The organism is Streptomyces sp. NPDC058955 (assembly GCF_042741435.1).
GTDB lineage: Bacteria > Actinomycetota > Actinomycetes > Streptomycetales > Streptomycetaceae > Streptomyces.
Genome location: NZ_JBHYKM010000020.1, coordinates 43,224 through 62,727, shown reverse-complemented (window position 1 = coordinate 62,727; position 19,504 = coordinate 43,224). Strand labels below are relative to the sequence as shown.

General features: G+C 71.5%; 19 protein-coding genes. 6 read left to right on the top strand and 13 right to left on the bottom strand.

Annotation, left to right across the window (positions count from 1 at the left end; translation table 11 throughout):
• Positions 1–114: 114 nt before the first annotated feature.
• Together ACFW1I_RS11295 and ACFW1I_RS11290 are read right to left on the bottom strand one after the other, a co-directional pair.
• Complete coding sequence (locus tag ACFW1I_RS11295; protein WP_384668805.1) at positions 115–498, bottom strand: hypothetical protein; 384 nt, start codon at positions 496–498, stop codon at positions 115–117.
• 180 nt (positions 499–678) lie between these two features.
• Entirely contained in the window at positions 679–1,833 is a 1,155-nt protein-coding gene (locus ACFW1I_RS11290) for an adenosine deaminase (protein WP_384668802.1), read from the bottom strand.
• A 105-nt stretch (positions 1,834–1,938) separates the two neighbouring features.
• Between ACFW1I_RS11290 and ACFW1I_RS11285 the strand changes: the two genes are divergently transcribed.
• On the top strand, positions 1,939–2,712 hold the full coding sequence (locus ACFW1I_RS11285) for a GNAT family N-acetyltransferase (protein ID WP_384668800.1): 774 nt from the start codon (positions 1,939–1,941) through the stop codon (positions 2,710–2,712).
• 133 nt (positions 2,713–2,845) lie between these two features.
• Here the strand turns inward: ACFW1I_RS11285 and ACFW1I_RS11280 are convergent, their stop codons facing one another.
• Positions 2,846–4,054: an RNA-guided endonuclease InsQ/TnpB family protein gene (locus ACFW1I_RS11280; RefSeq protein WP_384668798.1), complete on the bottom strand. Its 1,209-nt coding sequence runs from the start codon at positions 4,052–4,054 to the stop codon at positions 2,846–2,848.
• A gap of 293 nt (positions 4,055–4,347) precedes the next feature.
• Between ACFW1I_RS11280 and ACFW1I_RS11275 the strand changes: the two genes are divergently transcribed.
• A complete protein-coding gene (locus tag ACFW1I_RS11275; protein WP_384668796.1) occupies positions 4,348–5,127 on the top strand; it encodes an alpha/beta hydrolase in 780 nt (259 codons plus the stop codon).
• Here ACFW1I_RS11275 and ACFW1I_RS11270 read toward each other — a convergent pair whose 3' ends face one another.
• Positions 5,128–6,105, bottom strand: coding sequence for a LysR family transcriptional regulator (locus tag ACFW1I_RS11270; RefSeq protein ID WP_384668794.1), 978 nt, complete (start codon positions 6,103–6,105; stop codon positions 5,128–5,130).
• 63 nt (positions 6,106–6,168) lie between these two features.
• Here ACFW1I_RS11270 and ACFW1I_RS11265 point away from each other — a divergent pair, with 63 nt between their 5' ends.
• From ACFW1I_RS11265 to ACFW1I_RS11255, 3 genes are all read left to right on the top strand, one after another.
• Positions 6,169–7,443, top strand: a complete 1,275-nt coding sequence (locus tag ACFW1I_RS11265; protein ID WP_384668792.1) for an MFS transporter — start codon at positions 6,169–6,171, stop codon at positions 7,441–7,443.
• 101 nt (positions 7,444–7,544) lie between these two features.
• Positions 7,545–8,252 (top strand): L,D-transpeptidase family protein, encoded by a 708-nt coding sequence (locus tag ACFW1I_RS11260; RefSeq protein ID WP_384668790.1) that lies wholly within the window; start codon positions 7,545–7,547, stop codon positions 8,250–8,252.
• A gap of 79 nt (positions 8,253–8,331) precedes the next feature.
• Positions 8,332–9,303, top strand: coding sequence for a sigma-70 family RNA polymerase sigma factor (locus ACFW1I_RS11255; RefSeq protein ID WP_384668788.1), 972 nt, complete (start codon positions 8,332–8,334; stop codon positions 9,301–9,303).
• Here the strand turns inward: ACFW1I_RS11255 and ACFW1I_RS11250 are convergent, their stop codons facing one another.
• The gene (locus tag ACFW1I_RS11250) at positions 9,304–9,603 is read right to left on the bottom strand and encodes an STAS domain-containing protein (protein WP_384668786.1); all 300 of its coding nucleotides are present in this window, start codon (positions 9,601–9,603) and stop codon (positions 9,304–9,306) included. It lies immediately after the preceding gene.
• An 18-nt stretch (positions 9,604–9,621) separates the two neighbouring features.
• Between ACFW1I_RS11250 and ACFW1I_RS11245 the strand changes: the two genes are divergently transcribed.
• On the top strand, positions 9,622–10,275 hold the full coding sequence (locus ACFW1I_RS11245) for an HAD family hydrolase (protein ID WP_384668783.1): 654 nt from the start codon (positions 9,622–9,624) through the stop codon (positions 10,273–10,275).
• On the opposite strand, the gene ACFW1I_RS11240 is transcribed toward ACFW1I_RS11245, so the two are convergent.
• From ACFW1I_RS11240 to ACFW1I_RS11205, 8 genes are all read right to left on the bottom strand, one after another.
• Entirely contained in the window at positions 10,268–10,858 is a 591-nt protein-coding gene (locus ACFW1I_RS11240) for a Uma2 family endonuclease (protein WP_384668781.1), read from the bottom strand. The two genes, ACFW1I_RS11245 and ACFW1I_RS11240, sit on opposite strands and share 8 nt — an antisense overlap.
• 107 nt (positions 10,859–10,965) lie before the next feature.
• Positions 10,966–12,243: a thymidine phosphorylase gene (locus ACFW1I_RS11235; protein ID WP_031009167.1), complete on the bottom strand. Its 1,278-nt coding sequence runs from the start codon at positions 12,241–12,243 to the stop codon at positions 10,966–10,968.
• A gap of 84 nt (positions 12,244–12,327) precedes the next feature.
• Positions 12,328–12,732: a cytidine deaminase gene (locus tag ACFW1I_RS11230; RefSeq protein WP_384668777.1), complete on the bottom strand. Its 405-nt coding sequence runs from the start codon at positions 12,730–12,732 to the stop codon at positions 12,328–12,330.
• Positions 12,729–13,991 carry an ABC transporter permease gene (locus ACFW1I_RS11225; protein ID WP_384668775.1) on the bottom strand — a complete coding sequence of 421 codons (1,263 nt, stop codon included), beginning with the start codon at positions 13,989–13,991 and terminating at the stop codon, positions 12,729–12,731. The genes ACFW1I_RS11230 and ACFW1I_RS11225 overlap by 4 nt, the downstream gene beginning before the upstream one ends.
• On the bottom strand, positions 13,988–15,106 hold the full coding sequence (locus ACFW1I_RS11220; protein ID WP_384668772.1) for an ABC transporter permease: 1,119 nt from the start codon (positions 15,104–15,106) through the stop codon (positions 13,988–13,990). Before ACFW1I_RS11220 ends, ACFW1I_RS11225 begins: the two co-directional genes overlap by 4 nt.
• Positions 15,103–16,710 (bottom strand): ABC transporter ATP-binding protein, encoded by a 1,608-nt coding sequence (locus ACFW1I_RS11215; RefSeq protein WP_384668770.1) that lies wholly within the window; start codon positions 16,708–16,710, stop codon positions 15,103–15,105. The genes ACFW1I_RS11220 and ACFW1I_RS11215 overlap by 4 nt, the downstream gene beginning before the upstream one ends.
• A gap of 182 nt (positions 16,711–16,892) precedes the next feature.
• Complete coding sequence (locus tag ACFW1I_RS11210; protein WP_384668767.1) at positions 16,893–17,945, bottom strand: BMP family protein; 1,053 nt, start codon at positions 17,943–17,945, stop codon at positions 16,893–16,895.
• A 231-nt stretch (positions 17,946–18,176) separates the two neighbouring features.
• On the bottom strand, positions 18,177–19,394 hold the full coding sequence (locus ACFW1I_RS11205; RefSeq protein ID WP_384668765.1) for an amidohydrolase: 1,218 nt from the start codon (positions 19,392–19,394) through the stop codon (positions 18,177–18,179).
• Positions 19,395–19,504: the final 110 nt, after the last annotated feature.

Sequence of the window (19,504 nt, the reverse complement as noted above, 5' to 3'; positions counted from 1 at the left end):
CCGCGCCCGCCCCCGCCGCGCGCGGCGGCGTGGCGCCGGGGGGCGGGGCCCCCCCCCCCCGGGGCGCGCCCCGGGGTGGCCCGGGGCCCCCCCCCCTTCGGCGTGGGGTGTGGGTCAGCCGATCGGCAGGCCGCCGGCGCCCACCGGCAGGCCGCCGAGGAGACCGGTGACCTGGCCGAGCGGGGTGGCGCCGAGGGCGCCGGTGGCGGCGTCGGTCGGCAGGTTCTGGGTGGCCTGGCCGGCCGCCTCGGGAAGGGTCTTGACGCCCTGGTCGAGGCCCTGGCCGAGGGCGCCCTGGCCCGCGGAGAGGGACTCGCCGGCGCCGTCGGGGAGGGTGGTGAGACCGTCGCCCAGCGGGGCGAGCTGGGACACGGAGCCCAGGGCGTCGACGCCGTCGAGCGCCGGGAGCGGGGCCGCGGAGGCCGTGCCGGCGGCGGCAGCGGCGAATGCGGCACCGAGAGCGGCGACACCGAGCTTCTTGGCGGCAGACTGCTTCATCTGAAAATCATCCTTGGCTTGGAGAGCTGAGCTTCGGGGCGTCAGGAAAATCCGGAACAGAGGAATCCGGACATGCAGGAGTTCCGCAAACTAACCGCCCCGACTCCGCTCCGCAAACACCGGATTACCGCCGGGTGTCGCACTCCCCCGGCGGATCCGGCGCCCTCGCCGCCCCTTCCCTCAGCCCTCCCGGCCGGAAGAAGCGCTGGTCGTGGCGGTCTGCCGGAAAAGCCACTCGGACTTCAGTTCGGCATATCCGGGCTTGATCACGTCGTTGATCATCGCGAGTCGTTCATCGAAAGGAATGAACGCTGATTTCATCGCATTGACCGTGAACCACTGGAGATCGTCGAGCGTGTAGTCGAAGGCGTCGACCAGGAGCTCGAATTCCCGGCTCATGCTGGTGCCGCTCATCAAACGGTTGTCGGTGTTCACCGTGGCCCGGAAGTGGAGCTTGCGGAGCAGCCCGATGGGGTGCTCCGCATACGAGTCGGCGGCGCCGGTCTGGAGGTTGGAGGTCGGGCACATCTCCAGCGGGATCCGCTTGTCGCGGACGTAGGCGGCGAGCCGGCCGAGCCGCACCTCGCCGTCGTCGGCGACCTCGATGTCGTCGATGATCCGGACGCCGTGGCCGAGCCGGTCGGCGCCGCACCACTGGAGGGCCTGCCAGATGGAGGGGAGGCCGAACGCCTCGCCGGCGTGGATCGTGAAGTGGTTGTTCTCCCGCTTGAGGTACTCGAAGGCGTCGAGGTGCCGGGTGGGCGGGTAGCCGGCCTCGGCGCCCGCGATGTCGAAGCCGACGACGCCGTCGTCCCGGTAGCGGTTGGCCAGCTCCGCGATCTCCAGCGCGCGGGCCGCGTGCCGCATGGCGGTGAGCAGGGCGCCGACCCGGATCCGGTGCCCGGCGGCACGGGCCCGCCGCTCGCCCTCCCGGAAGCCCTCGTTGACCGCCTCGACCACCTCCTCCAGGGTCAGCCCGGCCTCCAGGTGCTGCTCGGGGGCGTACCGCACCTCGGCGTAGACGACGCCGTCCTCGGCCAGGTCCACGGCGCACTCGGCGGCGACCCGGAAGAGCGCCTCGCGGGTCTGCATGACGGCGCAGGTGTGCGCGAAGGTCTCCAGGTACCGCTCCAGGGAACCGGAGTCGGCGGCCTCGCGGAACCAGATGCCGAGCTTGTCGGGTTCGGTCTCGGGCAGCTTCGAGTAGCCCTGCTCGCGGGCGAGTTCGATGATCGTGCCGGGGCGCAGTCCGCCGTCGAGGTGGTCGTGGAGCAGCACCTTCGGGGCACGGCGGATCTGGTCCGCGGTGGGGACGTGGGATGTCTGGCTCGTCATTGCCGCACTCTAGCCCCTACGCGCGTAGAACGCGCCTTGTCGGCGCCGCGCGCGGAGCGGGATTTTCCGGTGCGGCGCGCGGCCGCGGCCGCCTACGCTGGCCGTATGACCGCCGCCGTCGCCGCCGCCGAACTCCGGCGCATCCACGCCTTCGTGTCCGCCTTCACCCGCCGGCAGGCGGCCCGGACCGTCGACTTCCCCGGCGGCTTCGCGGCCCTCGACGACGCCTACGCGCTGTCGCGCGGCGACAACCACGTCCTGGTCGACGGCCCCACCGACCCCGGAGCCCTTCCCGCCCGCACCGAGGAACTCCTGGCCCACCTCCCGCACCGGGCGGTGTACGTGCTCGACGAGGCGACCGCCGCGGCCTGTTCGGAGCCGCTGACCCGGGCCGGGTACGACTGCGCGAAGGTGCTCCTGATGCGTCACACCGGCCCGGTCCCGGAGCTCGGCGGGGCGCGGGAGGTGGACCTCCCGGCCCTGCGCGGACCGCTCGCGGAGAGCTGGCGCCGGTTCCTGCCGGAGGCGGGCGACGAAGTGATCCGGGACCTGGTCGAGCGGCGGGCCGCCCGCCGGCGCGGCGCCCCCGACGTGCGGTTCCTCGCCTCCCACGACGAGTGGGGCGAGGTGGCCTCCTGGGGCGACCTGTATCTGGACCCGGCCTCCGGGACGGCCCAGATCGAGGACCTGGTGACGGCCGCCTCCCACCTGCGGCAGGGGCACGCCGAGGTGGTCCTGGACACGGCGCTGCGCATGGCCGCCGAAGCCGGCTGCGCCACCGTCTTCCTGTCGGCGCTGGCCGACGACTGGCCGCGCCACTGGTACGAGCGGCGCGGCTTCGTCCCCGTCGGCGCCGTCCACTGCTTCGAACGGGCGTAGAGGGTAGGGGCGTTCGCTCACCGGACGATACGTAACAGAGACCGCGCGTACGACTGCCGTACACCTCCGCTTCTGAGACTGTTCTGTCGTGACTCCACCCACGCATCGACGCGCGGGCTTCCTGTGTCGGCGGCTAGGCCACGTCGCAGAGGGCCAGCCCGGCCCTGTTGAGGACGTTCGTCGCACCGACGTGGTCCGCGTTCGCCGCGAACCCGCACGCCGTGCACTGGAACTTCGCTTGGGTGACGCGGTTCTCCTGCGCGGTGTGCCCGCACGCGGGGCACGACCGGGAAGTGTTGCGGGGGTCCACGGCGATGACGGTCCGACCGGCTCTTTCAGCCTTGTCGGCGAGGATCGCGAGGAACATCCCCCAACCCGCGTCGAGGATCGATCGATTCAGACCCGCTTTGGCAGCGGCGCCGTTCGGGAGGAACGCGCCGTCGTTGTCGGGGTCGGGCCTGGGGTTGGGCGTGCGGGTCATGCCTGCCGTGTTCAGCCGCTCATGCGCGATCACGTCGTGGTCTCGTACGAGGGCGTGCGTGGTCTTGTGCGCGTGGTCCAGCCGCTGGCGCCGGATCTTCGCGTGGATCCTCGCCACGCGCCGCGCTGCGGCCCGATGCGCCCTGGTGCGTCGCCTGGTGCGCTGGGGGAACGTCGCGAGGTACCGCTGTGCTTCGGCCAGGTCGTCGGCGGCCGCTTCGAGGAAACGCGGGTTGATGACGTGTTCGCCGGCGGAGGTGGTCAGGAAGTGACTGATGCCCATGTCGATGCCGACCACCGCGCCCGTTTCAGGCATGGGTTCGGCCGGCACCTCGTCGCAGGACAGGACGACGTACCAGCGGTTGCCCTCGCGCTTCACGCCGATCGTCTTGACCCGGCCGCGCACGGGCCGGTGCCGGTGCACACGTACGTGCCCGATGCCTTGCAGTCGGACGCGGGTCACGGGGTCGTGGGGGGTGGAGTCCCAGCGACAGCCGTCGCCATCCTTCGGGAACACCACCGTGTCGAAGTGGCCGACACCCTTGAACCGGGGGTAGCCCGGCGTCTGCCCCGCCTTGACCCGACGGAAGAACGCGGCGAACGCCTTGTCCAGGCGGCGCAAGGTCGCCTGCTGCGAGGAGAACGACCAGCGCCCCTGCCGCTCCTGGTCGAAGGATCGGATCGCCTTGAGCTGCACGGACTGCTGCCCGTACGTGAGGCTCGTCTTCGAGATGTGCCGGTAGGCATCGCGGCGTTCCTGCAATGCGCCGTTGTAGAGGGAGCAGTGATCCCTCAGCATCTCAGCCATCGCGACGATCTGACGGGCGGTGGGACGCAGCAGGAATTTGTACGCGCGGATCACCGCTCGCGCCTTCGTTCGGCCCGCAGGCCGTCGGCGAGGAGAACACATGCAGCAGCGTTGATCGAGATGCCCACGCGCTCGGCGTATGCCTCGATCTGCCGCTTCAGCTCAGGAGCGACGCGAAGGTTCAGCGACTCCCTGCGATCACCTCTAGCCACAACCAAGATGCTACCACTTTGCGACCGTCTGCCGTGGGCGGAGGACGGAGCGGGATCCGGCGCCGTGCGCGTCGGGTCCGAGGACGAAATTCCCCCTCCGGCCACAGCCGGACGTCCCCTTTCGGGAGGAATCTGATGGCGCAGTACGCACTCGTGGGGACTGCCGACGGCCGGAGACCCCGGCTCGGTCGGCCTGTCGGGGTTTCGCGGTCCGTGGCGGCGGTGGGCGGCGTGGCGCTGCTCCTGCCGGACGGGGAGGCGGTGTCGGGGCGCCGCGCCTCGGCCAGGGCGCACGCCGCCGCCCTGCCGCTGGGGCGCGAACTCGCCCGCGCGGGGCGGTCGGAGGGACTGGTCGCCCAGGTCGTGCGCTACCGGGGGCGCGGCTGGAACGGCACCGACGCGGAGCTCGCGGCCGACGCCTCCTGGGCGGTGGCCGAGGCGGTGCGGCGCTACGGCGACGTCCCGGTCTGTCTGATCGGCCACGGCATGGGCGCCCGGGCGGCGCTGCGGGCGGCCGGGCATCCGGCGGTCGGGGCGGTCCTGGCGCTCGCGCCCTGGCTGCCCGAGGACGACGTGGCCGCCGAGCCCGAACCCGTACGGCAGCTGGTCGGGCGGCGGGTGCTCGTCGTGCACGGCACCAACGACGCCCGCACCGACCCCGAGCTGTCCTTCCGGTACGCGGCGCGGGCCAAGAAGGCCAACCGGGAGACCTGCCGCTTCGAGGTGCACACGGACGGGCACGGGCTGCGCCAGTACGCCGACGAGGTGCGGGCGCTCGCCGCCGACTTCGTGCTCGGCGCGCTCTTCGCCCGCCCGGTCACCCGCCCGCTGACCGACGCGATGGCGGCCCCGCCCCCGATCGGCCTGCGGATGCCGCTGGCGGCCGGCTTCGGGACCGGCGCGCGGCGGCGCTGACTACTCCTCCTGCGGCGGCCGGGACTCCTTCGGGAGGAGGTGGCCGCGGCGGCTCAGCAGGAACTTCTTGAAGGCGGCCACCGGGGGCGTGTCCGGGTGGCCGTCCAGCCAGGCCACGCCGATCTCGCGGACCGCGCGCGGGGCGGTCACGGTCAGTTCGACGACCCCGGGGCGGGCCACCGCCGGCGGCGGCAGCAGTGCCACCCCGAGGCCGGCCGCGACCAGGCCGCGCAGGGTCTCGGCCTCCTCGCCCTCGAAGGCGACCCGGGGCGTGAAGCCGGCCTCCGCGCACAGGTCGTCGGTGATGCGGCGGAGCCCGTACCCCGGTTCGAGGGTCACGAAGGTCTCCTCGGCGGCCTCGGCGAGCCGGATCCGGCGGCGCCCGGCCAGCCGGTGGTCGTCGGGGACGACGAGCCGCAGCCGCTGCTCGTCGACCCGGCGGCCGACCAGGTCGGGGGCGTCCGGCACCGGAGAGGTCAGGCAGAGGTCCAGCTCGCCGGCGCGGAGCCGTTCGATCATCGCCTCGCCGTAGTTCTGGACGAGGGTGAAGCGGACCTTCGGGTGGTCCACCCGGAAGGCCCGGATCAGCGCGGGCACGGTCTCCGAGCCCATGGTGTGCAGGAAGCCGAAGGCGACCCGGCCGGCCGTGGGGTCGGCGTCGGCCCGTACGGTGTCGGCGGCCCGCTCGACCTCGGCGAGGGCGCGCTCGGCGGCGGTCAGGAAGCGGCGGCCCGCCGGGGTGAGCGCGACGGTCCGGCCGCGCCGGGCGAACAGGGCGACGCCGAGGTCCGCTTCGAGCCGGACGATCGCCCGGGAGAGCGTCGACTGCGGGACGCCCATCTCGGCCGCCGCCCTGGTCACATGCTCGTGCCGGGCGACCGCGGCGAAGTAGGCGAGCCGCGGCGCCAGCAGCGGTCCCATGTCTTCTTCGTTACTGTTCGGTGACAGCCGGGCCTGTGACCTGTACTCATGCGCCATGGGAACGATTACAGCAGTTCCGTGCATTGGACGCATGAATCGTGGTCGGCCTACGTTCGTGGCATGCCTTCCGCCAGTACCAAGGCGGACGCCGCCACCGCCGCGTCCGCCGACACCGCAGCCGACACCCGCCTCGCCCCGGGCGCCCCCGGCCACCGCCGGATGAGCCTCGCGCTCTTCGCCGCCGGACTGGCCGCCTTCGCCCTCCTCTACTCCACCCAGGCCCTCCTCCCGGCGATCTCCGCCGAGTTCGGCGCCACCGCCTCGGCCGCCTCCTGGACCGTCTCCGCCGCGACCGGCGCGCTCGCCCTGTGCGTGCTGCCGCTCAGCGCGCTGTCGGAGCGCTTCGGCCGGCGCACGATGATGACCGCCTCCCTCTCGGTCGCGGTGGGCGTGTCGCTCCTGGTGCCGTTCGCGCCCAGCCTGGAGGTCCTGATCGCGCTGCGGGCGCTGCAGGGCGCGGCCCTGGCCGGCCTGCCGGCCTCGGCGATGGCGTACCTGGCCGAGGAGGTGCGGCCCCGGGCGCTGATCGGCGCCATCGGCCTCTTCGTCGCGGGCAACTCGATCGGCGGGATGAGCGGCCGCCTTGTCACCGGCTGGGTGGCGCAGCTGTGGGGCTGGCGGGCGGGGCTCGCCGCCGTCGGCCTGACCTCCCTGGTGTGCGCGCTCGCCTTCCGGGCGCTGCTGCCGAAGGCCCGTCACTTCTCCCCCGCCACGCTGAACCCGAGGGCGCTGGCGGCCACGGTGAAGGGGCACCTCGCGGACCCGCTGCTGATGCGGCTGTACGGGATCGGCGCGCTGTTCATGACGGTCTTCGGCGCCGTGTACACGGTGATCGGCTACCGGCTGGCGGAGGCCCCGTTCTCGCTGCCGCAGGGCGTGGTCGGCTCGATCTTCCTGGTCTACCTGGTCGGTACGGTCTCCTCGGCGGCGGCCGGGAGGCTGGTCGGCCGGCTGGGCCGGCGCGGGGCCCTCTACCTGGCGGTCTCCACGACCACGGCGGGCCTGCTGCTCTCGCTGTCCGAGTCGCTGGCCGCGGTCCTGGCGGGCCTGGTCCTCATCACCGCCGGCTTCTTCGCGGGTCACGCGGTGGCGTCGTCCGCGGTGAGCCGGACGGCGAGGACCGGGCGGGCGCAGGCGTCCGCGCTCTACCAGTCCGCCTACTACCTGGGCTCCAGCGCGGGCGGCACGCTCGGCGCGATCGCCTTCCACGCGGGCGGCTGGGCCGGGACGGTCACGATCGGTCTGGTGGCGGTGGTCGGCGTCGTCTCGATCACCCTGTACGGGTCGCACAGCGCCCGCGTCGAGGCGCGGCGGATCCGCCCGGTGACGGCCTGAGCACGGCCGTGTGACCGCCTTGTCACGGGTTCGGTCCCGGCGCAACCGGACCCCTCCCCCGCACGTCCCAAATATCAGGACTCAAGGGGGAGTTGACGATCATGAACGGATTCACGCGCCGAGCGGGGAAGAGAGCCGGCATAGCCGCCGGCCTCACCTCGCTGCTCGTTCCGGCCGCCCTCGTGCTGGGCGCCTCGCCGGCCCAGGCCGCGTCGTGCAACGTGACGACGGGCCCGTACCAGAAGCAGGTCGAGAAGTTCCTCGGCCGCACCGTCGACGGGCGCCAGTCGCTCGGCGACTGCCAGGCCATCCAGGCGTTCCAGCGCAAGCACGGCATCACGCCGACCATGGGCTACGCGGGGCCGCTGACCTGGCGCACCATGAACACGATGATCCAGCAGAAGGCGGCCGGGACCAACCCGAACAAGGCCGGCAAGTGTCCGACCAACAAGGGCCGGATCGCCTGCGTGGACCTCACCCGCCAGCTCAGCTGGATCCAGGACGGCTCGCGCCTCAAGTACGGCCCGGTGCCGGTGCGCACCGGCAAGGACGGCACCGAGACCCGGACCGGCCTGAAGAAGATCTACTGGCGGAACATCAACCACTGGTCGACGATCTACCACGTCTCGATGCCGTACTCGCAGTTCTTCGACGGCGGCCAGGCGTTCCACTCCACCACCAAGTCGATGTGGAACCCGCCGGGTTCGGGCGGCTGCGTCAACATGCGGTCGGCCGACGCCAAGGCGTACTGGAACCTGCTGCGCAACGGCGACGACGTCTACGTGTACGGGCGCAAGCCGGGAACCTGACCCCGGCTGTCGGTGCGCTGCGGTAGCTTCGCTCTCACCGGCACCGAACGGGTGCCGGTGAGGGGTGAGTGGGGACGCGATGGGCGAGACCGCCGTGGTGACGACCGATGAACTCGACAAGTACCGGCGTGAGCTGACCGGTTACTGCTACCGGATGCTGGGGTCCTCCTTCGAGGCCGAGGACGCGGTGCAGGACACGATGGTGCGGGCCTGGAAGGCGCTCGACTCCTTCGAGGGGCGTTCGTCGCTGCGGTCCTGGCTCTACCGGATCGCCACCAACGTCTGCCTGGACGCGCTGAACGCGGGGAACAAGCGGGCGCGGCCCATGGACCTGTCCGGGCCGACGCCGGTCGCGCAGGCGCAGCTCGTCAAGCAGCCGGAGATCACCTGGCTGGAGCCGATCCCGGACGGGCGCGTGCTGCCCACCGTCGGCGACCCGGCGGAGGCGGCGCTGCACCGGGAGACCGTGCGGCTCGCCTTCGTCGCCGCGCTCCAGCACCTGGCGCCGAAGCAGCGGGCCGTGCTCATCCTGCGCGAGGTGCTCGCGTGGAAGGCGGCCGAGGTCGCCGAGCTGCTCGACACCTCGGTCGCCTCGGTGAACAGCGCGCTCCAGCGGGCCCGGGCGACCATCGCCGAGCAGGCCCCCGCCGAGTCCGACGCGGCGAACCCGCTGGACGAGGAGCAGCAGGCGCTCCTGGAGCGGTACGTGGCCGCCTTCGAGGGCTACGACATGCAGGCGCTGACCGCGCTCCTCCACGAGGACGCGACCATGACCATGCCGCCGTTCGACCTCTGGCTCCAGGGCCACGAGAACATCGTGGGCTGGATGCTCGGCGTCGGCGACGTCTGCCGCGGTTCGAAGCTGGTGCCGACGGTCGCCAACGGCTCGCCGGCCTTCGCGCACTACCACCCGGACCCGGAGGGCGGTTACAGCCCGTGGGCCCTGATCGTCCTGGAGCTGCGGGACGGGAAGGTGGCCGGGATGGACTTCTTCCTGGACACCCCGCGCTGGTTCCCGCTCTTCGACCTGCCGGAGCGGCTGGAGGCGTAGTCAGAGGACCTCGTCCAGGCCGGTGAGGCGGAGCAGGGCCGTGAGGTCGGGTCCCGCTCCGTCGAAGGTCAGCCGGTGGCCCGCGCGCCGGGCCGCGAGCGCCAGGCGGGCCAGCGCGTCGAGGGCCGGGAGGCCGTGGGCGCGCGGGTCGACCTCGCACCGCACGTCCCCGGGCGGGGCGGCGGCCAGCTCGGCGCAGAGCCGGGCGACCTCCTCGCGGGTGGGCGCGGCGGGCAGGGTCATGACGAGGGGCTGACTGGTGTCCACGAGGGGGTGACCGCCGGAGGGCGGGAAAGTCATCGCGCTAGGCTCGCGATCATGACTTCTCACCCCGTCGAACTGGTGATCTTCGACTGTGACGGCGTTCTGGTGGACAGCGAGCGGCTCTACTGCCGGGTGGACCGGGAGGTCTTCGCCGAGCTGGGGGCCGAGTTCACCGAGGCGGAGCTGGTCGAGCACTTCGTGGGCTCCCCGCACGAGATCTGGACGGCCCTCGTCGAGGAGCGGCGGGGCCGGCCGCTGGAGCCGGGCTGGCAGGAGCCGTACCGGATCCGGTACGAGACGGTGCTCGACGCCGAGCTGACGGCGGTCGAGGGGGTGACGGAGGTCCTGGACGCCCTGTCGGTCCCGTACTGCCTGGCCTCCAACGGCAGCCACGTCGAGATCCGCCGCAACCTCACCCGCACGGGCCTGCTCGACCGCTTCGAGGGGCGGGTCTTCAGCGCCCGCGATGTCGCGCGGGGCAAGCCGGCCCCGGACCTCTTCCTGCACGCCGCCGCCACGATGGGCGTGGCGCCGGAGCGGTGCGCGGTGGTGGAGGACAGCCCGTACGGGGTCCGCGCGGCGCGGGCGGCGGGGATGCGGGCGTACGGCTACACGGGGGGTCTGACCCCGGCCCACCGGCTGGAGGGGGCGGGCACGGTGGTCTTTGACGACATGCGGCGGCTGCCGGGGCTGATGGGGGTCAGCTGACGGGGAACTCGCTCGTGTCGAGGGTGAGGTCGAAGGGGGCGGGGAGGTGGATCTCCTCGCCGAACGGGACCGCGCCCAGGACCCGGTAGACGTCGCCCTTCGGTTCGCCGTAGAGGGTGACGGTGGGGCCGCCGGGGGCGTGGGCGTCGATCAGGAGGTAGAGCGGCACTCCGGCTTCCGCGTACGCGGCGGCCTTCGTGATCCGGTCGGTGCTCGCGTTCGACGGAGAGGTGACCTCGACGACGAGTTCCCCCGTTGTGGCGGGGATGAGATGGCCGGGTTCGTCCAGTTCGGCCAGAGGAGCCACGAGGAGGTCGGGGACGAAGGCGCTCATGCGGCTCGGAATCGAGACGGATTGCGTCTGGTAGACGCCCCAGTCCTCGGGGATGACGGGTGCGAGCCGCCTCAGAACCCGGTAGGCGATGCTGTTGTGCCGGCCGGATGGCGTGGGTGCCACGGTGATGATCCCCTCGATGATCTCCACCTTGCAGCCCTCGGGCCAGTCCATCGACTCCCAGCGACGGACCAGGTCCTCCCAGCCGTTGCCCGCGTCGGCGTGGGGCTCGGCAGCGAGTGCGCTCATGGTGTGCTCCTCAATCGGTCGTCACCGATCCCAGCATGCCGAACGGGACCGGTGGGGGTCCACCGGTCCCGTTCACCCGAAGGTGTCAGCGGCACATGCCAGGGCCGTTACGCGATGCGGTCCAGGACGATCGGGGTCGGGGTGAAGTCGGTGCCCTCGGGGGCGATGTCCCAGGCGGCGTCCAGGGACTTCAGGGCGTAGTCGAACTTCTCCGGGGTGTCCGTGTGGAGGGTGAGGAGCGGCTGGCCCGCCGTCACCGTGTCGCCCGGCTTGGCGTGCAGCTCGACGCCCGCGCCGGCCTGCACCGGGTCCTCCTTGCGGGCGCGGCCGGCGCCGAGGCGCCAGGCGGCGATGCCGATGTCGTACGCGTCGAGGCGGGTCAGGACGCCCGAGGACGGGGCCGTGACGACGTGCTGCTCGCGGGCGACCGGGAGGGCCGCGTCCGGGTCGCCGCCCTGGGCCGCGATCATCCGGCGCCAGTGGTCCATCGCGGAGCCGTCCTTGAGGGCCTTCGCCGGGTCGGCGTCCTTGATGCCGGCCGCGGCCAGCATCTCGGCGGCGAGGGCGATCGTCAGGTCGACGACGTCCTGGGGGCCGCCACCGGCCAGAACCTCGACCGACTCGCGGACCTCCAGGGCGTTGCCGGCGGTGAGGCCGAGCGGGGTCGACATGTCGGTGAGGAGCGCGACCGTCTTCACGCCGCTGTCGGTGCCGAGCGCGACCATGGTGGAGGCCAGCTCGCGGGCGTCCTCGATGGTCTTCATGAAGGCGCCGGTGCCGACCTTGACGTCGAGGACGAGGGAGCCGGTGCCCTCGGCGATCTTCTTCGACATGATCGAGGAGGCGATCAGCGGGATCGCCTCGACCGTGCCGGTGACGTCGCGGAGCGCGTACAGCTTCTTGTCGGCGGGGGCGAGGCCGTCGCCGGCCGCGCAGATGACCGCGCCGGTGGTGTCGAGGACGTGCAGCATCTCCTCGTTGGAGAGCAGCGCGCGCCAGCCGGGGATGGACTCCAGCTTGTCGAGGGTGCCGCCGGTGTGGCCGAGGCCGCGGCCGGAGAGCTGCGGGACGGCCGCGCCGCAGGCGGCGACGAGCGGGGCGAGCGGGAGGGTGATCTTGTCGCCGACGCCGCCGGTGGAGTGCTTGTCGGCGGTCGGGCGGGAGAGCGAGTCGAAGTTCATGCGCTCGCCGGAGGCGATCATGGCCGCCGTCCAGCGGGCGATCTCGTCGCGGTTCATGCCGTTGAGCAGGATGGCCATCGCCAGGGCGGACATCTGCTCGTCGGCGACCGCGCCGCGGGTGTAGGCGTCGATGACCCAGTCGATCTGCTCGGGGCTCAGCTCGCCCTTGTCCCGCTTGGTGCGGATGACGGAGATGACGTCCATGTCGTGGTGCCTCTTTCTACGCGCATAGAGGGGGGAACGGAAGGAGCGGCCCTTCCATCGTGCCGGAAGGGCCGCTCCGGTGTGCTACTTGGCGAGGTGGTCGGGGCCGAACGCCTGCGGCAGCATCTCCGCCAGGGTGACGAACCCGGCGGGCGTCTCCAGGACGAGGTCGGGGCCGCCGAACTCGTACAGGAGCTGCCGGCACCGGCCGCAGGGCACCAGCGACTCGCCCCGGCCGTCCACGCAGACGAAGTGGGTGAGCCGGCCGCCGCCGGTGGCCTGGAGCTGCGAGACCAGGCCGCACTCGGCGCACAGGCCGAGCCCGAAGGAGGCGTTCTCCACGTTGCAGCCGGAGACCGTCCGCCCGTCGTCGACGCGGGCGGCGGCCCCGACCGGGAAGCCGGAGTACGGGGCGTAGGCGCGGGACATCGCGTCCCGGGCCGTGACCCGCAGGGCCTCCCAGTCGGCCTCGGACAGGGCGGTGGTCACTTGCCCTGGCCCTTCCGGTACGGCAGACCGTCCGCCTTCGGCATCCTCAGCCGCTGTGCGGACAGGGCCAGCACGAGCAGGGTGGTGATGTACGGGGCGGCGTCGACGAACTGGCTCGGGACCTGGTCGGTGAGCGCGTACCAGAGGAAGAAGCCGACCGCGAAGACGGCGGAGACCACGGCGGGCACGTACTTCTTCTTGTACAGCTGCCAGGCGGCGGCAAGCACCAGGAGGATCGCGACGAGCAGCAGCAGCGCGTGGACGTTCTCGGCGCCGCCGCGGATCTTGAGGCTGTCGGTGAAGCCGAAGAGGCCGGCGCCGAGCGCCATGCCGCCGGGCATCCAGTTGCCGAAGATCATCGCGGCGAGACCGATGTAACCGCGGCCGCCGGTCTGGCCCTCCTGGTAGATGCCGGTGGAGACGATCGCCAGGAACGCGCCGCCGAGGCCGGCGAGGGCGCCGGACATGGTGACGGCGATGTACTTGTACTTGTAGACGTTGACGCCGAGGGACTCGGCGGCGACCGGGTTCTCACCGCAGGAGCGGAGCCGCAGGCCGAAGGCGGTGCGCCAGAGCACCCACCAGGTGGCCGGGATCAGCAGGATCGCGACGACGGTGAGCAGCGACAGGTCGGTGACCAGGCCGCCGAGGATGCCGGCGAGGTCGGAGATCAGGAACCAGTGCTTCTGCTGGAGGTCGGCCAGCCAGTCCGAAAGCCCCGGGATGGTGATGTCGGTGATCGGGTCGATGCGCGGGGACTGCTTGGAGGAGCCGCCCTCGGCCTCCGCGAACGTGAAGTTCGAGAGGTACATGGTGAAGCCGGCCGCGAGGATGTTGATCGCCACACCGGAGACGATGTGGTTCACGTTGAACGTGATCGTGATGATCGCGTGCAGCAGGCCGCCGAGCGCGCCGCCGAGCACACCGAGCAGGACGCCCACCCAGGGGCCCCACTGGTAGCCGGCCCAGGCACCGAACCAGGTGCCCAGGATCATCATGCCTTCGAGACCGATGTTGACCACGCCCGCGCGCTCGGCCCACAGGCCGCCGAGGCCGGCCATGCCGATCGGCACGGCGAGGCGGAGCGCGCCGGAGACCTGGCCGACGGAGGTCAGGTCGTCGGCGCCGGAGATGACGCGGACGAGGGAGAAGAGGACGAGGCCGGCCGCGACGATCAGCAGGATCCAGGGCCAGGTGAGCTTGCGGCGCCCGGTCTTCTTGGGAGCGGCGCTCGGCTTGGCGACGGTACCGGTGCTCATGCCGAGACCTCCTTGTCGGTCTTGATGGCGCCGCCGGCGGCCAGCTCCTCGCCGACCTTCTGCTGCTGGCGGCGGGTGCCGTAACGGCGGACGAGCTCGTAGGAGACGACCACGGCGATCACGATGATGCCCTGCATGATCTGCGTGATCTCCTTCGGGTAGCCCTCGACGTCGAGCGACGAGGACGCCTTGTCGAGGAACGCGAAGAGCAGCGCGGCGAAGAGGATGCCGACCGGGTTGTTCCGGCCGAGCAGCGCGATCGTGATGGCGGTGAAGCCGACGCCGACCGGGAAGGACAGGCTGTACGTGTGGGTGTCGCCGAGCAGCGTGGGCATGCCGGAGAGGCCCGCGAGACCGCCGGAGATGAGCATCGAGGTGAGGATCATCTTCTTGGCGTCGACGCCGCTGGCCTGGGCCGCGGACTCGCTCTCGCCGGTGGCGCGCAGGTCGAAGCCGAAGCGGGTGCGGTTGAGGACGAACCAGTAGACGACGCCGAGGGCGAGGGCGACGAAGGTGAAGCCGTAGATCTCGCCGTTGCCCTGGCCCATGTCGATGCCGGGGAACCAGCCGGACTCGGCGATCTCGCCGGTCGTCAGGTCGTTGGAGCCCTCGGGCTGGACGCCGAGGTTCTTCGGCAGGATCAGCCAGGCGATCAGCGAGGTCGCGATGGCGTTCAGCATGATCGTCGAGACGACCTCGGAGACCCCGCGGGTGGTCTTCAGGATGCCGGCGATGCCGGCCCAGAAGGCGCCGGTGAGGATCGCGACGACCACGATCAGCAGGATGTGCAGCGGCCCCGGCAGCTCGACCGAGGCGCCGACCACGGCCGAGACCATCGCGGCGAGGCGGTACTGGCCGTCGACGCCGATGTTGAAGAGGTTCATCCGGAAGCCGATGGCGACGGCCAGGGCTGCCAGGTAGTAGATCCCCGTCTGGTTGACGATCAGGACCTGGATGTCCGAGTAGCCGGCGTTGTCGATCATCAGCTGGATCGGCTCGATCGGGTCGAGGCCCGTCGCGAGCAGCACCAGCATGGTGAGCACGAACGAGGAGACCAGCGCGAGCACCGGGCCGGCGGCCCCGATGATCAGCTTGTCCTTGTCGAATTTCATCATCGGGCGTCACCGTCTTCGGACTGCTCGGTGCCTTCGAGGTGGCCGGAGGCCGCGCCGGTCATGGCGGAGCCCAGCTCCTCGGGCGTGATGGTGGCGGGGTCCGCGTCCGCGACGAGCTTGCCGCGGTACATGACCCGGAGGGTGTCGGAGAGGCCGATCAGCTCGTCGAGGTCGGCGGAGATCAGCAGCACCGCCAGGCCCTCGCGGCGGGCGTCGCGGATCGCGTCCCAGATCTGCGCCTGCGCGCCGACGTCCACACCGCGGGTGGGGTGGGCGGCGATCAGGAACTTGGGGTTGTGGCTCATCTCGCGGCCGACGATCAGCTTCTGCTGGTTGCCGCCGGAGAGGGAGGCCGCGGTCACGTCGATGCCCGGGGTGCGGACGTCGTACTCGCGGACGATCCGCTCGGTGTCCTTGCGGGCGGCCTTCGGGTCGAGGATGCCGCGCTTGGAGTTCGGGGCCTCGGTGACGTGGCCGAGGATGCGGTTCTCCCAGAGCGGGGCCTCCAGGAGCAGGCCGTGGCGGTGCCGGTCCTCGGGGATGTAGCCGATGCCGCCCTCGCGGCGCTTGCGCACCGAGACCTTGGAGATGTCCTCGCCGTCGAGGGAGATGACGCCCGCGTCGGGGGTGGCCATGCCCATCAGGGCCTCGATGAGCTCGGTCTGGCCGTTGCCCTCGACGCCGGCGATGCCCAGGATCTCGCCCTTGTGGATGGTGAGCGAGATGTCGTCGAGCAGCTTGCGGCCGGCCGCGACCTCCGGGACGACCGTCGTGCTCGACGGGTCCGCGGGGGCGGCGGTGGTCAGCGGGGCGCCGGTGGCCCCGCCCTCCAGCAGGGTCAGCCCCTGCACCTGGAGCATGGCGACGTCGGTGACGGTCGACTCGCGGGTCTCCGGGGAGGGCAGCTCGCTGCCGACCATCAGCTCGGCGAGCTGCTTGGTGGTGGCGGTCTTCGGGTCGGCGGTGCCGACGGTGGTGCCGCGCCGGATGACGGTGATGTCGTCGGCGACCTTCAGGACCTCGCCCAGCTTGTGCGAGATGAAGATGACGGTCAGGCCCTCGGCCTTGAGCTCGCGCAGGTTGTCGAAGAGCGCGTCGACCTCCTGCGGGACCAGGACGGCGGTCGGCTCGTCGAGGATGAGGATCTTCGCGCCACGGTAGAGGACCTTGAGGATCTCCACGCGCTGGCGGTCGGCGACGCCGAGGTCCTCGACGAGGGCGTCGGGACGGACGCCGAGGCCGTACGCGTCGGAGATCTCCTTGATCTTCTTGCGGGCCTTGGCACCGATGCCGTACAGCTTCTCGCCGCCGAGGACGACGTTCTCCAGGACGGTGAGGTTGTCGGCGAGCATGAAGTGCTGGTGCACCATGCCGATGCCGCGGGCGATCGCGTCGCCGGGGCTGGAGAAGGAGACCTGCTCACCGTCGATGGCGATGGTGCCCTCGTCCGGCTTCTGCATGCCGTAGAGGATCTTCATGAGGGTCGACTTGCCGGCACCGTTCTCACCGATGAGGGCATGGACCGTGCCCTTGCGGACGGTGATCGCGATGTCCTTGTTGGCGACGACGCCGGGGAAGCGCTTGGTGATGCCGTGGAGTTCCACGGCAGGGGGGCTGGACGCGTTGATGACGCACTCTCCTTGGCCGAAAGGAGTGGGAGCGGAGGGCAGGGCGGGGCGAAGTTATCGTGCCGGTGCGACATCTACACGCGTAGCGCTGCCGAAAAATGAAAACCCGTACGGGAATGGGGCCGGGCCCGCGGGCAACAGGTCGTGAGCTGCGCGCCTTACGGAGCGGTCTTGACCGTGATCTTGCCGTCGACGATGTCCTTCTTCGCCTTGTCCACCGCGGCGATGAGGTCGGTCATCGACTTGTACTTCGGGTTGGAGTCGGCCAGGCCGACGCCGTCCGTGGCGAGACCGTAGCGGACCTCACCGGTCTGCGGCTTGCCGTCCTTGACCGACTTGATCAGGTTGTAGACCGAGTCGGAGACGTCCTTGGTGACCGAGGTCAGGATCGAGTCCTTGTACTCGGCGAGACCCGCCTGGTTGTACTGGTCGGAGTCGACGCCGATGGACCACTTGCCGGCCTTGGAGGCGGCCTCGATCGCACCGGAGCCGGCGAGACCGGCGGCGGCGTAGACGACGTCGGCGCCCTTGTCGAGCTGGCCCTCCGCGGCGGCCTTGCCCAGGTCGGGCTTGGCGAAACCGTCGAAGTTCGGCGGCTGGGTCAGGTACTGGGTGAGCACCTTCGCCTTGGGGTTGGTGTCCTTGACGCCCTGGACGTAGCCGGCCTCGAACTTCTTGATCAGCGGGACCTCGACACCGCCGATGAAGCCGACCGTGCCGGACTTGGACGCCTTGGCGGCGGCGACGCCGGCCAGGTAGGAGCCCTGCTCCTCGTTGAAGACGAGGTTGGCGATGTTCTTGCCGGTCACCGAGGTGTCGTCGATGATGCCGAAGGTCGTGTCCGGGAACTGCTTGGCGACCTTCTCGATGGCCGGGGCGTAGGCGAAGCCGACGCCGATGACCGGGTTGTTGCCGGCGCGGGCCAGCGAGGTGAGGCGCTGCACCTTGTCGGCGTCGCCCTCACCGGACGACGGCTCGGCCTCGGCACCCTTGACGCCGAGCTCGTCCTCGGCCTTCTTCAGGCCCGCGTAGGCGGCGTCGTTGAAGGACTGGTCGCCACGGCCGCCGATGTCGTACGCGATGGCGGCCTTGGCGGCCTTCGAGTCGGAGTCGGAGCCGCCGTCGGAGGACGACTTGCCGCAGGCGGTCGCGGAGAGCGCGAGCGCCGCGGAGGCGATGCCCACGGTGGTGATCCTGGTGATCCGGCGCAAGAGGAGGGTCCCTTCAAGACTGACCGAAAGCGCCTCTTCCGGCGCTGGCTTTGCGGCGATCGTAACGCGCGTAGATGTCAGTTAAAGACCCGTTCATGAGTCGTTACCGTATCGACGCGAACCCACGGGTCACAGTACCCGTACACGCTTCGCGATCAAGGCGCAACCCCGTGTCATCAGCCGAGATCGGGGCACCGCCCCACGCATGGCGGGAGGCGGTGCCCCGGGGGTTCAGCTCGCGTCGGCGTCGATCAGCGCGGCGGCGGTGAAGAGCTCCACGGCGGTCCGGATGCACCGCTCGTCGACGTCGAAGTCGCCCGCGTGCAGGTCGCGTACGCGCGGATCGCCGGGGGTGCGGACGCCGAGCCGGGCCATCGCGCCGGGCACGTGCTCCAGGTACCAGGAGAAGTCCTCGCCGCCGAGGCTCTGCTCGGTGTCCTCGACCGAGTCGACGCCGCACCGGGCGGTCATGGCCTCCCGGAGCAGTTCGGCGACCGTGTGGTCGTTGACCACCGGCGGGACGCCCCGGACGTAGTTCACCGTGGACTTGGCCCGGTGCAGCGCGGCGACCTCGTCGACGGCGGCGTGCACCAGGTCGGGGGCGTCGCGCCAGGCGGGCAGGTCGAGGCAGCGGACGGTGCCGGAGAGTTCGGCGTGCTGCGGGATGACGTTGGGCGCGTGGCCGGCCTCGATCCGGCCCCAGGTGACCGAGAGTCCGGAGCGGGCGTCGACCCGGCGGGCGAGCACGGCCGGCACGTCGGTGGCGATCCGGGCGGCGGCGGTGACCAGGTCGGTGGTGAGGTGCGGGCGGGCGGTGTGGCCGCCGGGGCCGTCGAGGGTGATCTCCAGGCGGTCGCAGGCGGAGGTGATGGGACCGGTGCGCAGCCCGATCTTCCCCGCGTCGACCTTGGGGTCGCAGTGGACGGCGATGATGCGGCCGACGCCGTCGAGGACGCCGGCCGCGACCGCGTCGGCCGCGCCTCCCGGCAGCACCTCCTCGGCGGGCTGGAAGAGCAGCCGCACCGGGCGGGGCAGCCGGCCCTCGCGCTCCAGCTCGGCGAGGACCAGGCCGGCGCCGAGGACGGTGGTGGTGTGCACGTCGTGGCCGCAGGCGTGGGCGCGGTTGGGAACGGTGGAGCGGTACGCGACGGTCTTGGCGTCGGGGATGGGCAGGGCGTCGAGGTCGGCGCGGACGGCGAGCATGGGGCGCCCGCCGTCGTAGGTGCCGATGTCACAGATGAGGCCCGTGCCGCCCGGGAGGACGCGCGGCGCCAGGCCGGCCGCCTCCAGGCGGGCCTTGAGCGCGGCGGTGGTACGGAACTCCTGGTTGCCGAGCTCCGGGTGCATGTGCAAGTCCCTGCGGAAGGCGATCAGTTCGTCGCGCAGGGCGGAGGACAGCGTTCCGGGCAGGGTGACGGATCCGGGCTCACGGGACTTCAACTGGTTCACCCTTTGAAGCGTAGGCCCATCCGGTGATCAACTGCCCGTTGATCACGAAAACTTCAGCCCGTTAGGGGAAAGAATCTCGGTTTGCCGTGCATGGGACACACTCCGTATGG